14 protein-coding genes are annotated in these 13,721 nt (G+C 53.9%); 12 read left to right on the top strand and 2 right to left on the bottom strand.

Annotated features, from left to right (window positions below; all coding sequences use genetic code 11):
* Window positions 1–3 precede the first annotated feature (3 nt).
* The 9 genes from ACZ52Z_RS10915 (at window position 4) to ACZ52Z_RS10875 (ending at window position 7,183) form a co-directional block, all read left to right on the top strand.
* Entirely contained in the window at window positions 4–435 is a 432-nt protein-coding gene (locus tag ACZ52Z_RS10915; RefSeq protein WP_464270783.1) for an ACT domain-containing protein, read from the top strand.
* A gap of 118 nt (window positions 436–553) precedes the next feature.
* Entirely contained in the window at window positions 554–1,495 is a 942-nt protein-coding gene (locus tag ACZ52Z_RS10910; protein WP_464266820.1) for a branched-chain amino acid ABC transporter permease, read from the top strand.
* Entirely contained in the window at window positions 1,495–2,571 is a 1,077-nt protein-coding gene (locus tag ACZ52Z_RS10905; protein WP_464266819.1) for a branched-chain amino acid ABC transporter permease, read from the top strand. Before ACZ52Z_RS10910 ends, ACZ52Z_RS10905 begins: the two co-directional genes overlap by 1 nt.
* A gap of 61 nt (window positions 2,572–2,632) precedes the next feature.
* Window positions 2,633–3,391, top strand: coding sequence for an ABC transporter ATP-binding protein (locus ACZ52Z_RS10900; protein ID WP_464266818.1), 759 nt, complete (start codon window positions 2,633–2,635; stop codon window positions 3,389–3,391).
* Between the two features lie 9 nt (window positions 3,392–3,400).
* Window positions 3,401–4,126 carry an ABC transporter ATP-binding protein gene (locus ACZ52Z_RS10895; RefSeq protein WP_464266817.1) on the top strand — a complete coding sequence of 242 codons (726 nt, stop codon included), beginning with the start codon at window positions 3,401–3,403 and terminating at the stop codon, window positions 4,124–4,126.
* Between the two features lie 123 nt (window positions 4,127–4,249).
* Window positions 4,250–5,548: a phenylacetate--CoA ligase family protein gene (locus ACZ52Z_RS10890; protein ID WP_464266816.1), complete on the top strand. Its 1,299-nt coding sequence runs from the start codon at window positions 4,250–4,252 to the stop codon at window positions 5,546–5,548.
* A gap of 14 nt (window positions 5,549–5,562) precedes the next feature.
* Window positions 5,563–6,042 carry a hypothetical protein gene (locus tag ACZ52Z_RS10885; RefSeq protein WP_464266815.1) on the top strand — a complete coding sequence of 160 codons (480 nt, stop codon included), beginning with the start codon at window positions 5,563–5,565 and terminating at the stop codon, window positions 6,040–6,042.
* Window positions 6,043–6,170: 128 nt separating this feature from the next.
* Entirely contained in the window at window positions 6,171–6,875 is a 705-nt protein-coding gene (locus ACZ52Z_RS10880) for an FKBP-type peptidyl-prolyl cis-trans isomerase (RefSeq protein WP_464266814.1), read from the top strand.
* 155 nt (window positions 6,876–7,030) lie between these two features.
* Window positions 7,031–7,183 carry a hypothetical protein gene (locus tag ACZ52Z_RS10875; protein WP_464266813.1) on the top strand — a complete coding sequence of 51 codons (153 nt, stop codon included), beginning with the start codon at window positions 7,031–7,033 and terminating at the stop codon, window positions 7,181–7,183.
* Between the two features lie 21 nt (window positions 7,184–7,204).
* Here ACZ52Z_RS10875 and ACZ52Z_RS10870 read toward each other — a convergent pair whose 3' ends face one another.
* Together ACZ52Z_RS10870 and ACZ52Z_RS10865 are read right to left on the bottom strand one after the other, a co-directional pair.
* On the bottom strand, window positions 7,205–8,029 hold the full coding sequence (locus ACZ52Z_RS10870; protein ID WP_464266812.1) for a DUF362 domain-containing protein: 825 nt from the start codon (window positions 8,027–8,029) through the stop codon (window positions 7,205–7,207).
* Window positions 8,030–8,141: 112 nt separating this feature from the next.
* Complete coding sequence (locus ACZ52Z_RS10865) at window positions 8,142–9,368, bottom strand: LptF/LptG family permease (RefSeq protein ID WP_464266811.1); 1,227 nt, start codon at window positions 9,366–9,368, stop codon at window positions 8,142–8,144.
* Window positions 9,369–9,731: 363 nt separating this feature from the next.
* Between ACZ52Z_RS10865 and ACZ52Z_RS10860 the strand changes: the two genes are divergently transcribed.
* The 3 genes from ACZ52Z_RS10860 (at window position 9,732) to ACZ52Z_RS10850 (ending at window position 13,468) form a co-directional block, all read left to right on the top strand.
* Window positions 9,732–10,760, top strand: a complete 1,029-nt coding sequence (locus ACZ52Z_RS10860) for a DHH family phosphoesterase (RefSeq protein WP_464266810.1) — start codon at window positions 9,732–9,734, stop codon at window positions 10,758–10,760.
* 198 nt (window positions 10,761–10,958) lie between these two features.
* Entirely contained in the window at window positions 10,959–12,215 is a 1,257-nt protein-coding gene (locus ACZ52Z_RS10855) for a glucose-1-phosphate adenylyltransferase family protein (RefSeq protein ID WP_464266809.1), read from the top strand.
* Window positions 12,212–13,468, top strand: coding sequence for a glucose-1-phosphate adenylyltransferase family protein (locus ACZ52Z_RS10850; protein ID WP_464266808.1), 1,257 nt, complete (start codon window positions 12,212–12,214; stop codon window positions 13,466–13,468). Before ACZ52Z_RS10855 ends, ACZ52Z_RS10850 begins: the two co-directional genes overlap by 4 nt.
* Window positions 13,469–13,721: the final 253 nt, after the last annotated feature.

Here is a 13,721-nt window from a genome sequence, read left to right as displayed (position 1 = left end):
GCTATGCGAGTAGAACAGATTGCCGTTTTTCTTGAAAACAAATCCGGACGTCTTGCGGAAATCACCAGAATTCTCGCGGAAAACGATGTCAATATCAGGGCGTTGTCTGTTGCTGATACCGCAGATTTCGGCATTCTGCGGTTGATTGTCGATAAGGTTGAAACAGCAAAGAAATGTTTGCAGGAAGGCGGGTTCACTGTCGGTAAAACCAATGTCATCGCTGTGGAGGTTCCCGACCGGACAGGCGGCCTGGCTAGTGTACTCAAGGCTGCCAACGATGCACAACTCAACGTGGAGTACATGTATGCCTTTGTCAATAAGAGTGCGGAGGATGCGGTGCTGATCTTCCGTTTTGACGATATGGACAAGGCCATCGAGGTCATGCAGGAGCAAGGGTTCACCCTGCTCTCAGGAGCGCAGATCTGCGCACTGTAACCGGACCGCACCAGAATTCGGGAGCAGCGCCCTGTGCCGGAAAGGGCAGGGGCTATCGCGCCTGTGCGACCCTGGACCCTGGAGGCGGTCAACCCATGCACCACCAGGGCCGTTAGTAATGCCAGCCATGGCAGGTTCCGAGGGAATCTGCCATTTCTTTTCTTCGCCTATGACTGTTGATCTTTTTTTCCAGTATCTGTTTGCCGGGATTACCTACGGTGTGATCTATGCCATTGTGGCTATTGGCTATAATATCATTTACAACACCACCGGTATCATCAATTTTGCCCAGGGTGAATTTGTCATGCTGGGCGGGATGATCGCCATTACCCTGCTGCAGTTTGTGCCCTTGCCCCTGGCCATCGCCCTGGCCGTTGTCCTGACCATGCTCATCGGTGCGGCCATTGAAATTCTTTTTATTCGTTGGCTGGCGAGTCCATCGGTGTTGCGGCTGATCATTATTACCATCGGGGTATCCATTCTGTTGCGCGAGGCAGCGCTGCATATCTGGGGTGAGTCTATCCGCAGCCTGCCCTATTTTTACGGTAATGAAATTACCACTATCACCCTGGGGTCGGTTAACCTCTCTCCCCAGGTTCTGTGGGTGATCGGGGCCTGCAGCGTGATGGTGGGCGGCCTGAGTCTCTTTTTTCGCTACACCGCCACCGGCAGAGAAATGCGGGCCTGTTCCGCCAACCGCACTGCCGCCATACTGTGCGGTATTTCCACCCGTAATATGGTCACCCTGTCGTTTATGCTGAGCGCAGGCCTGGGGGCCCTCGCGGGATGCGTTATGTCGCCCATAACCTATACCCAGTACGATTCGGGGACCGGGCTAGCCATTAAAGGGTTTACCGTGGCTATTCTGGGGGGGCTCGGCAACTCCATGGCAGCGGTTGCAGCGGGGATCCTGCTGGGGGTTATCGAGGCGTTTTCCGTGTCCGTTGTCCCACTGGCCTTTCAGGATGCCATTGCCATCACCCTGTTGCTCATCATCCTGTTTGTCAAACCGCACGGTATCTTTGGCTCCAGTGAAGCGGCGAGGTTAAAGGATTTTTGATGAAAGCAAACAACAGTGTCAAGATAGCTGTTCTCTGTGCATTGGTGGTGGCCGTCCAGCTGCTCACCCTGTTTACCGGTACCCAGTTTTACCTGACCCAGCTCACCATGTCCGCCTATTACGGGTTGGTGGTGATTGGGCTGGGGGTTCTGATGGGGTATGCCGGCCAGATATCCATCGGCCATGCCGGTTTTTTCGCCATCGGCGGTTACCTCTCGGCCGCGCTGACAACCCATAACCTGCTTGAGTCCGCCGGCACGCCGCTCGTTCGGCTGTTGGACCGTACCGGATGCCTGGTTGCTGGCCAGGACATTTACGGTGACCAGCTGCTCACCGTCTCGCCGTGGGCAGCCTGTGTGCTCGCTGTGGGCACAGCCGCGTTGATCGCTCTGGCGCTCGGTATACCGGTCCTTAAACTCAAGGGGCATTACCTGGCCATGGCCACCCTGGGTTTTGGCACCATCATCTACAGGCTGCTGCTCGCTTCGCCCTATTTCGGCGAGGCCGACGGTATTTCCGAGGTTCCACCCCTTGAACTGCTGCCCGCTATTGGAGCGTTGCCGCCGATCGTCATCAGCGGCGATTTCAGCATGCGGGTCGTCAATTACTACGCGGCCTGGGCCGTATTGATCGTGGGTATGGTGCTTCTGCTCAATCTGATGAACTCTAGGGTCGGACGGGCACTGCGGTCCCTTCACAGTTCGGAAGAGGCTGCCGAAGCGGCCGGGATTAACACCTCCTGGTTCAAGGTGAGCGTGTTTGTACTCAGTGCGGTTTTTGCCGCCTTTGCCGGGGTGTTGCTCACTCACTACAACAGCGGTATCGGTCCTTCCGAGGCCTCAGTCATGAAATCAGTACGATATGTCGCCCTGGTGGCCGTGGGAGGGATGACCAACCTGTGGGGTACACTGATCATGGGCGTCAGCCTGACCTTTCTCTCTCTTCGCGGTGTGTTCGGCACTATGGACGATGCGGTATTTGGAGCCATTCTCATCGGGGTGATGCTGTTTGCGCCGGACGGTGTGCTCAGCCTCCGTGACAGGCTTTTCATCAATAAAAACGGCTCCGTGCAGTAACAGCGGGGAATTCGCCCGAGGCAGGGGGCGCCAGTGATCATTCATCAGGTCGTAGTTTCTCATGCTTGAACTTCAATCGGTCAATAAGCGATTTGGCGGTTTGCACGCGGTCAATAATGTCAGCTTCCAGGTGGAAGAGGGAGCGATAAAGGCGGTTATCGGACCCAACGGTGCCGGGAAGACCACCCTGTTCAACCTGATTGCCGGCAACCTCCAGCCCAGCAGTGGGACCATTTTTTTTCAGGGAAAGCCCATTCACGGAAAAAAGCCCCACCAGATTGCCGGCCGCGGTATGTCGCGCACCTTTCAGAATATCAAGCTTTTTCATGGCATGACCGCGCTTGACTGTGTCAAGGTCGGGTGCCATCTCCGCAGCCGAGCCGGATTCCTTTCCGGTATGCTGCACCTGCCGAGGTCGAGACAGGAGGAACGGTGGATCACTGATCGCTCCATGGAATTACTGGATTTGCTGGAAATCGCCGAATACGCCGATGTGGAGGCAACGAGCCTCGCCTTCGGACAGCAGCGTGCAGTTGAGCTGGCCAGGGCCCTGGCCTCGGAACCCAAACTTTTACTGCTGGATGAACCGGCGGCAGGACTCAATATCTACGAAACCGCCGAGGTGGCTCGCCTGATATGCCGTATACGCGACATGGGCATTACCGTGTTGCTGGTGGAGCATGACATGTCGCTGGTTATGGAAATATCCGATGAAATCGTGGTGCTCTGCTTTGGCGAGAAAATTGCCGAGGATATCCCGGTAAAGGTCCAGCAGAACCCGGAAGTGGTCAGAATCTATCTTGGCGATGATGAGGAGTAGGCTGCAATCATGTTGAAAATTCGCAACCTGGATGCCGGATACGGAAAACTGCGGGTCCTGAAAAATATCTCCCTTCATGTAGACGGCGGAGAGATTGTGACCATAATCGGCGCAAACGGTGCCGGTAAAACCACCCTGCTGCACACCACCATCGGACTGGTGCGACCAAAGACCGGGACCGTTGAATTTCAAGGGCAGTGCTGCAATAAGCTTGCTGCCCAGCGGATTGTGGCCGCCGGATGCGCTTTAGTGCCTGAAGGACGTCAGGTGTTTGCCACGATGTCGGTGGAAGAGAACCTGATCCTCGGCGGCTACGTGCTGGAAAAATCCGAAGGCAGACAGGCGGTGAAGCGTGAGCTGCAGTATCAGTATGACCTGTTCCCTGTGCTGCGTGAGCGGCGGGATCAACTTGCAGGCACCCTTTCCGGTGGGGAGCAGCAGATGCTGGCCATGGGGCGGGCGTTGATGTCCAAGCCGCGCCTGGTGATGATGGACGAACCGTCAACCGGACTGGCTCCGTTGATCGTCAAGAATATTTTCGGGATTATCACCAGGCTGCGTGATGATGGCAATACGGTGCTGCTGGTGGAACAGAACGCCAAGGCCGCGCTTGGTATTGCCGATCGGGGGTATGTGCTGGAAGTGGGCAAGGTGATCCTGCAGGGACCGGCGGAGGACCTGTTGGCCAACGCCGATGTTCAGCGCGCCTACCTGGGCAGAGAAAAAATCGAGTGACCATAAGGGGCATTACCTGCTCTGCCTGTCGATGGCCGTGCAGAACTGAACCTGTTGCCAGGTGAAAACACTATCTGTTTTTGCCGGGTTATTATCAACCATTTACTACTTGTGTTGAAGCAAATGTACTGGGAAGCAGAAAGAGAGTGTATGGCAAGGGAGGACCTGGAACAGCTGCAGCTGGAACGGTTGCAGTCCACCTTATACCGGGTGGGAACCCATGTGCCTTTTTATCGAAAGAAGTTCGAGGAGCTCAAGTTCAATTACGACGATGTCCGTTCTCTGGCAGACATTCGGCGGCTTCCCTTCACCGAAAAGGATGACCTGCGCAATAACTACCCTTACGGGCTGTTTGCCGTGCCCCTGCGCGACGTGGTCCGGGTTCACTCCTCGTCCGGCACCACCGGACATGCCACGGTGGTTGGGTATACCCGAAATGACATCAAAACCTGGTCCAACCTTGTCGGTCGCATCCTGACCGCTGCTGGAGTGACCAACAACGATGTCATCCAGATAGCCTTTGGCTACGGCCTGTTCACCGGCGGTTTCGGGCTCCACTATGGGGCAGAGCGTATTGGAGCCTCGGTTATTCCCATATCAGCGGGCAATACCAAGCGACAAATCCAGATCATGCAGGATTTCAAGACAACAGCCCTGGTCTGTACACCCTCCTATGCATTGGTTATCGCCGATACCATGATGGAGATGGGGGTCAACCCCAACGGACTGTCGCTGCGTTACGGCCTATTTGGCGGCGAACCCTGGTCCGAGGCCATGCGTCAGGAAGTTCATGAAAAGTTGGGGATTGTCGCCACCGACAACTATGGCTTGTCTGAAGTGATGGGACCAGGGGTAGCAGGCGAGTGTCAGGAGTGCAACGGTCTGCATATCAACGAGGACCACTTTCTGCTTGAGGTGGTCGACCCGCGTACTCTGGAGCCGGTCGCCCCGGGGGAGGTAGGGGAGTTGGTGATTACCACCCTTACCAAAGAGGCTTTTCCCATGATCCGCTACCGGACCCGCGATCTCACCCGGTTCATCACCGAGCCCTGCCCCTGTGGCCGGACCCTAAAAAAAATGCAGCGGGTCATTGGCCGTTCCGATGACATGCTTATTATAAAAGGGGTAAATGTTTTTCCGATCCAGATTGAGAAGGTGCTGTTTGAGATCAAGGGGACCGAACCCCACTACCAGATCATTGTTGAGAGGGAAAATCATACCGATAAGGTATCGGTGCTGGTGGAAGTGTCGGAGAATATCTTTTTTGATGAAATGAAAAAGCAGCGCCAAATGGTCGATCATATTAAGGCCCGGCTTGCCTCGGAGCTGGGTATCTCGGTTGACGTCAAGCTGGTTGAGGAAAAAACCATTGAGCGTTCCGAGGGTAAATCCAAGCGGGTCATTGATAAACGCGAATTTTAGGAGGTACATTTTTTATGCGCCGGCTCATACTGTTTGTGACTGCATGCTGCCTAGTCTCCCTGTTGTCCCCTTTTTCATCCGCAACCTTTGCTGGAGAAGGGGTGAAAGGGTGGGAGATTGATGGGGAATACAACCAGCTATATCAGCTTTCCGAGTTGGATCGATTGAAGGGAAATATTCAGAAATTGATCGACGTGACCCCCATGGAAGGAATGGATCCAGGGATAGGCCTTATTCTCAAGGATGGTGATGGGGAGAAGGTGACGGTCCATATCGGTCCCAAGGCCTTTCTTGGCAGCAACTTCGGTTTGCGTCGCGGTGATCGGGTAAAAATCCGTGGCGCCTGGGCTGAAATTGACGGGGAAGACGTTTTTTTAGCCTCTAAGATCAAGAAAGGCGATTATTTTTCCCTGAAAGTGCGATTGACCAAAAACGGCAAACCCTTTTGGGTCATGTCGCCTGAGGAGTTGGCCAAAGAACGTGCTTCTCAGTAACCGCTGCGCGGTACAACACTCTTTTTTCCCGCCCGTCACGGCTTTTTTCTGTAGCCGTGTCAGGCGGGTTTTATTTGCAGGTCTGTACAGTACATAGCAGCCTGCGCTCTCATTGACAGGAGATTTGTATGAAATTTATCGTATCTGCCATTGTGGCAGGAGTAATGCTCGCCGGAAACGTGCTGGCTGCCGACGCCCCCATGAAGCTGGAAACCGAACAGCAGCGCCTCAGTTATGCCATGGGACTTGACCTGGGGAAGTATTTTCAGAACATTGACGAAAAACTGGATCTGGAGGTGCTCAGTCGGGGTATGAGCGATGCCTACACGGGCAAAACGCCGCTCATAACCGAGGAAGAGGCAGCCGTCATTCAGCAGAATTTTGCCAAACGGCAGCAGGAGCAGCAGATCAAAAAAACCGTGGCCATGGTCCAGAAAAACCGAGAGGCGGAAGAGGCCTTTTTAGCGGAGAATAAAGGCAAGGAAGGAGTGGTGGAGACCGCTTCAGGACTGCAATACAAAGTGGTCAAAGAGGGGGAGGGCAGCAAACCTGTCCCTGAAGATACGGTAAAGGTCCATTACAAGGGGACTCTCCTCGATGGAACCGAGTTTGACAGTTCCTACAAACGCAATGAGCCGGCCCAGTTTCAGGTCAACCAGGTTATTCCCGGCTGGCAGGAGGCGCTGCAGCTCATGAATGTTGGGTCAACGTATGAGCTGTATATTCCTGCAAAACTTGCCTATGGCGATCGAGGCGCCCCGCCGGTGATTGAGCCAGGCTCCATGCTCCAATTCACGGTAGAGCTGCTTGACATTCCCGAAGAGGAAAATTAATTTTTCTCTTTAACACAGCAGAGAGTATTGCTGCTGAAGCAACACATTGGGGAGGTGCAGCATATGGGTAAACAAAAAGAATGTAAAAAGAAATGCTGTGCTAAATTCCGCAAGAAGGGGAAACCCTGCAGCCGTTGTCCTCTGTTTGCCAAGGGATGCGCATTGAGAAAATTGAATGGTGCTCCTGCGGAAAAGAAGGACAAGGAAAAGAAAGACAAAAAGAAAAAGAAGAAGGACGCGAAAGGGAAAAAAAAGAAAAAATAACCAGCGTGTTCTGTGGTCATTCTGCCGGGTATCTGCATGTGTAGACGATACCCGGCGTTTTTGTTTCAAGAGGGGGCCTCTACCGAATGAACGGTTAACGGCTCCGCAAGCCCCAGCACCCGGTGGACATGGCGGATATGGTCGATATCCTCCCATTTTTTCCCCAGTAGCGCCGCTCCGTACGCATCGATGGCCACGGGATCGTCGCTGGCGGCCAGTACCTGGGGCGGCGGGTCGCAGGTTGGGCCCCACAGATGGGCCTTGGCCATCCCGACCGTGGCATCCAGGAGCGTGAAATCCGGGCTGCGATAATGATTGAGGTCTGCTACTGCCTCCTGAATGGCCAGGTGGAAGGCGGATTTCTTCCATCCTCCTCCCTGTTGATAGTGGGCAGGGGGGGCGAGGCCCATCATGTTTTTCATGGTCAGGGTCACCTGGGCCAATGAATGGGCCTTGAGCACCGGCACGGAGAGCAGGAAACTGTCCATGGCCAGGCGAGGGAGATACATTTCCGGCCACCTCTGGCAGCGGTGGTTGTGCAGCCGCACACTGGGCTCGATGTTTAAATCGACAAGTGTGATGTTTAATGCCTCGGCCATACGGGTGTAGCCAAGTACCTCGAAGGTGTGCAAGGTGTCGTATTCGGCCGCAGCCGTGCCCTCGCCGACAACAAGAGTGGCATCGGTGCGCTGCTGGAGATAGCGTATAACCTGCTCGACCAGGTATACCGGGGTGGTGATGGGTGGGGCCAACGCCTCAACCAGGTTTGGCTTGATAAGAATCGAGGAGTGGCCGGCAACCAACCGGTCCAGACCTGCGGCGTCAAGCAGCGGTTCTATCGGGTGCGCCTCACCGGCATGGTGCAGTGTAAACACCTTTCCCTTATTCATGGCTGAGGCGCTGTTTGCGTTTCAGTGAAGAGGGACTGGATATCGGTCATAGTCTTTCCGGGGTAGGCATTGAGCGGGTACATGCTTGTTTGGCCTTTTCCTTGATTCCACGCTAGCTGTCTTCCCGGAGCAGCAGGATAAAGCCAAAAAAGCCCATGAACAGGTGAATGGAGATGGCCGCCAGCAAGGGGTTGAGGTAGCCGGCCTTGGCCAGGGACTGAAGGGTCCCCCATATACCCCAGCACGCAAAGGCCATACCGCAGCTGGTCGGTACGGCGAGGGAGAGGTCTCTGCCCCATTTTCTGTAAACGATCAGCAGTAGGGGAAGGCCGAGAATAAGGAGCGGCAGGCCAAGCAGAGTATAGGAAATTCGACCGAAAAAGTTTGCCCAGGCCAGGTTGAGTTCATCCTCGGAGTAGGCCCGCCTTGTGGCTTTGTACAGGTCTAGCAGGGAGAGTTCAAGTGCCTGGTACTCAGGCACGAAGAAGTCCTCAGGCTTTTCCCGAAAGGCAAAGGTCTGGGTGTCGAACAGAGTGGTGCGAAATCTGTTTTCTCCAGCAGCCTGCTGTACCTGACCGTCTTTCAGGGTCCAGGTATCGTCTGCCCAATGGGCCTCCAGCGAAGCGATATGGGTGGCTAACTCGTAGTCATCATTCCACGAAACATAAGAAAAAAATCGGAAATCATTACTGGTCGGCGAATGGCGGGCAAAAGAGTAGAACCCTTCCTGACCGCGGTAATAGTAGCGTCCGTTACGGTAAATGCCCAGGGGTATCCTGCCTTTAATCTCTTTGTGCCAAATTCGGTTGGTCTCTCCAATGGTTTTGGGAAGGACAAACTGGGACATCCCAAGGAAGAGCAGGGTAAACAGGATGCCGGAAACAAGGATAGGCCCGGTGACTTTCTTGAGCGGAACCCCGCCAGCCTTGAGCGCGATCAGCTCATTGCTGTGATTGAGAATGCCAAGAGTAACCACCCCTGCAAGCAAGATGCACACCGGAGCCATCTGGTCGAGAATAAAGGGAATGTTGAGCAGGAAAAACTTAAGGACAAGCCCCATGGATTTTCCTTTCTCGAGAAAATTGTCGATTTTTTCAAAAAAATCTATCAGCAGATAAATGGCACTGAAGCTTGCCATCAGCATGATGATGTTGCGCAGGAACTGATAAAAAACGTAACGGTAGAGAAGTATCACAGCAGCGGTGGGGAAAAGGGTAGGTTTTGGCGGCGACTGTTCAACCGGTTTCAGCGAAATGTTCGCAGGAGCAGCAACGGGTTTACCGGCGTCTGATTGCCAGGTACCCGAATGGAAACAAGTGACCTCTGCACAGCAGTTCATCTTGTACCATGACTGGCAAAAAAGCAAAAGATGATTGTGCAGAGGGGTGTCTCGCTGCTTTCCGGACCCAAAGATGCCTGCAGGTAACTGTATAAAAATCAATTAGTTGTGTTGAAATACAGCTCGATCAGGCAAGGCTTGCTATTTTAGATTTTGTTGTGGTATAGTGGCTTTCCTTGCGTCCGGCATACTGGCGGATGAAAGGGGTGATTGTATGGATCAGTCTATAACGCAAAAGACCTGCAACGGTCACTGGAATATTCTGAACACCGGTGTACTGTCACGTTATTCGGCTGGTTGTTGACGCCACTGCGTTTCCCGGAGGGAAATCTGTAGTGGCTTTTTTTTATTCTCCTCACATTTATGCATAAACGACTGGAAAAAATTGCAGACACCGTGACCCAGAGCGCCAGTAAGAATTCGGCCATAACCCGGCTGCAGGGCTTTTGGGATATTTTTGGCCGTGATGATGAGGTATTGATCCTTATCAGCGCCGATCCCGATGCCATTGCCTCGGCCATGGCGGTTAAGCGGTTGCTGAGCTACCGGGTGCAGAGTGTGGCCATCGGTTATCCCAACGAAATTCGCCGCCTCAACAACATGACCATGGTGGATCGTCTGAAAATTCCCCTGGAGCGGATGCATACCCTTCCGGTCAAGGACTATTCCAAATACATTCTGGTGGATTCTCAACCGACCCACCATACCTGTTTTGAAAAAATTGAGTTTGATGTGGTCATCGATCATCACCCTGTGACCAAGGGGTGGGATGCCCAGTTTATCGATATTCGACCGGAATACGGTGCTGTTTCTTCCATGATGGTAGAGTACCTGCGGGCGGCAAATATCAAGCCTTCGGTGGCGCTTGCCACAGCCCTTTTTTACGGGATCAAGGTTGATACCCAGAATTTTCAGAAGAAAAACATGCAGGTGGGTGACGGTATCTCCTTTCGCTACCTGTTCAATATCGCCAACCTGAACCTGGTGCGCAAATTCGAGCTCACCGAGCTTCGCCGTTCGGAACTCAAATACTTCCGCATCGCACTCAATGAGGTCAAGAGCAGGAAAGGTCGGGCCTATGTGCATCTCGGCAAGGTCGGCACCCCCGACATCCTGGTGATAATTGCCGATTTCTTCAATCACGTGGATAAATTTGACTGGGTGATTGTCTCCGGTATCTTCGGAGAAAAACTGGTGGTCATCTTCCGCTGCGACGGCTACCGGAAAAATGCCGGGAAACTGGCCCAGAAAACCTTTGGTGAATATGGTCCGGCCGGCGGCCACAGGGAGGCGGCCCGGGCAGAAGTTCCGCTGAAAAACCTGCCCCTGCGAGAAAACCAGGAATTCACAACCAACACCCTCATCCGCATCGGCACCCGTCACGTCAAGTAGCTCCCTTGCTCTGCCTTCACCCGCCAGCCACAGACCGCCTATCCGCAGGGTAATCTTGCGGTATGACGAGAGTTATCACTTGCGTGAATCGACAATTATGCAATACTATGGATCTACAACAGGCTTTCCGCTTCCCGGCAATGCACACGCAGGGGGCCAGGAAGTTGGCGGAGCGTAATCCGATCCAGAGGTGTGTCTATGTCGAAACCTTCCATTCTGGCAATGATCCTTGCCGGGAGCCGTGTGGATGAACTGGGAGTATTGACCCATTATCGACCGAAATCAGCGGTACCGTTCGGCGGCTTTGCCCGCGTAATAGATTTCCCACTTTCCAATCTTCTTCACTCCGGCATAGAGCGGATAGCCATTCTCAGCCAGTATCGTTCCTATTCGCTGATTAATCATATCGGGACCGGTGCAGCCTGGGACATGATAGGCCGCAAGCGGGGTATCTCGATTCTGCCGCCGTTCAAAGACTATGAGAGTCCCCACTGGTATCGGGGATCTGCAGATGCAGTGTACCAGAATCTCGATTTTATCAAGTACTACGATCCGGCCAACCTGCTGATCCTCTCCGGCGATCACATCTACCAGATGGATTACCGGGAGTTGATTCACTACCACAACGAAAACAAAGCCGACCTCACCGCCGCGTTTATTCGCGTGCCGCGCAGCCGCTCTGCATCGCGTTTCGGGGTCGCCGAGATATCTGAAGACAGTCCTGTGGGCGGCAAGGTCATCTCCTATGAGGAGAAACCGGCAGACCCGAAAAGCGACTGGGCTTCGCTGACGGTCTATTGCTTTCGCCCGGAAGTACTCTACGAGATCCTCAAGGAAAACCAGAAGAACCAATCCTATGAATTCGGCCGGGATATCATCCCCATGATGATGGAAAATCGGCTCAATGTTCACGGGTTCAAGTTTAACGGCTACTGGGGGTATACACGAACCGTGGATGAATACTGGCAGACGTCCATGGACCTGCTCGGGCCGGAGCCGAAGATCGATTTGGAGGCCTGGGGGGTGCGCACCAACCTCGCCCACCGCGACATCACCGGGCGTCAGCCGCTCAAAGTCGGAAAAGACGCGGAGTTTGCCAACTCCATGGCCTATAACGGCTGTATCGTCGAAGGGACGGTGCGTAACTCCATCCTCTTTCCCGGTGTGCGAGTGGAAAAAGGGGCAGAGGTAGTCGACTCGGTTCTCTTTTTTGACAACATCGTCCAGGAGGGGGCAAAACTGAACCGGGTAGTCAGCGACGTAAATACCACGTTTGGCTGCAATGTTCAGATTGGTTCTCCCGACAAGAACGAGCCGGGGAGTGTGACCGTGATAGGGTGGAACAACCAGGTCCCACCCGGAACCACCATCGGCAGTGGCTGTACGGTTGCTCCCTGCATTGACGAGTGCCGGTGGCCGGACCAGGCGATCAATGACCGGGAGGAGATGGTATGAATGCATTAGTACTGCTGCTCGCTGGCGGCATAGGCAGCCGGCTCAACGTCCTCGTCGGTCATCGGGCCAAGCCTGCTGTTCCCTTTGGCGGGATCTACCGGATTATTGACTTCAGTCTGTCCAATGTAATGAATTCGGGGCTGAATAAAGTAGGGGTCCTTACCCAGTACAAGCCTCTCTCTCTGATGACCCATATCGGCAATGGAGAAGCCTGGGATTTTACCGGTCGTACCCGCGGGGTAAAGATTCTTCCGCCGCGAACCGGAGAAAAGGATTCCGATTGGTACCGGGGAACCGCTGATGCCATCCGCCAGAATATCGATTTTATCCGTAACAACCCTTCAGACCATATCGTGATTCTTTCCGGCGACCATATCTATCGGATGGATCTCGAGGCCATGCTGTCCTACCATCAGCACAAGCAGGCGGACGTGACTATCGGCATGATGGTGGTTCCCAAGAGTCAGATCCATCAGTTCGGTGCCGGAATCGTCGATGCACAGAACCGGATTATTGACTGGGAGGAAAAACCCAAGGAGCCCAGGACCAATCTCGCCTCCATGGGGATCTATGTGTTCGACACCCAGTACCTCTTGAGAGCGCTTTCCCGTGATAAGCTGGAGATAGACTTCGGGATGCACATCATTCCGTGGGCCATAGAGCATGATCAGGTCTTTGCTTACCCCTTTTACGGCTACTGGCGGGATGTGGGCACGGTTCAGTCCTACTGGGAGACCAACATGGACATTATCCGGGAAAATGCCGAGATCAACCCGGAAGAATGGGGAATTCAGCCCAACCCCGCTTACGGCGACCGGCCCATGGATCGGGCGCCGAGCCGTTTCGTTGACGGTTGCAGCGTCACCTCATCACTGATATCAGCCGGCTGCGTAATCGAGGGAACGGTGGAGAACTCTGTCCTCTCACCCGGCGTCAAGGTGGAAAAAGGGGCGGTGGTCACCAATTCCATCATTTTTGATGACGGTGTGGTCGGCCGTGATGCCAGGGTCGACCTGACTATCTGCGACAAGAGGGTCCGCATCGGCGAAGGGGCAGTCATCGGTAACACCGAAAATCTGACTGTGGTCAACCGCAAGTTTCCCAAGCACCTTTACACCGGAATCACTCTGATCGGCAAGGAGTCAAGGATTCCTCCAGGGGCCGGCGTGGGGCGCAACTGTATTGTGGACTTCGGATTTGCAGAGAAGGACTTTAACGGCACACTTACCCTGGAGGATGGCGAATCCATTTAACCGAGCCAGGCAGGAGGAGAAGCACCTGCTGCAAATTATATAGAATAGTCGAGCCTCTAGCCCGATAGAAAACAAGGGTTTTTGCAGCGATGATGCTGGATCGTTGAGTTTATTTGCCTTCCGTAACGTAGCTTTTTGCGAGGGGCCCTTTGCAAGGTGCAAGGTAAAAATATACAGAACTGAGTCGCAATCATCACCAGGTACGTTCCCTCACTAGTATTTTAACTGAGCCAGACGAGGAGGTTGAACCCAT

It is taken from the genome of Desulfogranum aggregans (assembly GCF_055398265.1).
This window is presented reverse-complemented; position numbering and strand designations above follow the sequence as displayed.

Bases quoted from the DNA above. Each gene is read 5' to 3' on its own strand.
- ACZ52Z_RS10915 (WP_464270783.1), top strand. From the start codon at position 4: ATGCGAGTAGAACAGATTGCCGTTTTTCTTGAAAACAAATCCGGACGT.
- ACZ52Z_RS10910 (WP_464266820.1), top strand. From the start codon at position 554: ATGCCAGCCATGGCAGGTTCCGAGGGAATCTGCCATTTCTTTTCTTCG.
- ACZ52Z_RS10905 (WP_464266819.1), top strand. From the start codon at position 1,495: ATGAAAGCAAACAACAGTGTCAAGATAGCTGTTCTCTGTGCATTGGTG.
- ACZ52Z_RS10900 (WP_464266818.1), top strand. From the start codon at position 2,633: ATGCTTGAACTTCAATCGGTCAATAAGCGATTTGGCGGTTTGCACGCG.
- ACZ52Z_RS10895 (WP_464266817.1), top strand. From the start codon at position 3,401: ATGTTGAAAATTCGCAACCTGGATGCCGGATACGGAAAACTGCGGGTC.
- ACZ52Z_RS10890 (WP_464266816.1), top strand. From the start codon at position 4,250: ATGTACTGGGAAGCAGAAAGAGAGTGTATGGCAAGGGAGGACCTGGAA.
- ACZ52Z_RS10885 (WP_464266815.1), top strand. From the start codon at position 5,563: ATGCGCCGGCTCATACTGTTTGTGACTGCATGCTGCCTAGTCTCCCTG.
- ACZ52Z_RS10880 (WP_464266814.1), top strand. From the start codon at position 6,171: ATGAAATTTATCGTATCTGCCATTGTGGCAGGAGTAATGCTCGCCGGA.
- ACZ52Z_RS10875 (WP_464266813.1), top strand. From the start codon at position 7,031: ATGCGCATTGAGAAAATTGAATGGTGCTCCTGCGGAAAAGAAGGACAA.
- ACZ52Z_RS10870 (WP_464266812.1), bottom strand. From the start codon at position 8,029: ATGAATAAGGGAAAGGTGTTTACACTGCACCATGCCGGTGAGGCGCAC.
- ACZ52Z_RS10865 (WP_464266811.1), bottom strand. From the start codon at position 9,368: ATGAACTGCTGTGCAGAGGTCACTTGTTTCCATTCGGGTACCTGGCAA.
- ACZ52Z_RS10860 (WP_464266810.1), top strand. From the start codon at position 9,732: ATGCATAAACGACTGGAAAAAATTGCAGACACCGTGACCCAGAGCGCC.
- ACZ52Z_RS10855 (WP_464266809.1), top strand. From the start codon at position 10,959: ATGTCGAAACCTTCCATTCTGGCAATGATCCTTGCCGGGAGCCGTGTG.
- ACZ52Z_RS10850 (WP_464266808.1), top strand. From the start codon at position 12,212: ATGAATGCATTAGTACTGCTGCTCGCTGGCGGCATAGGCAGCCGGCTC.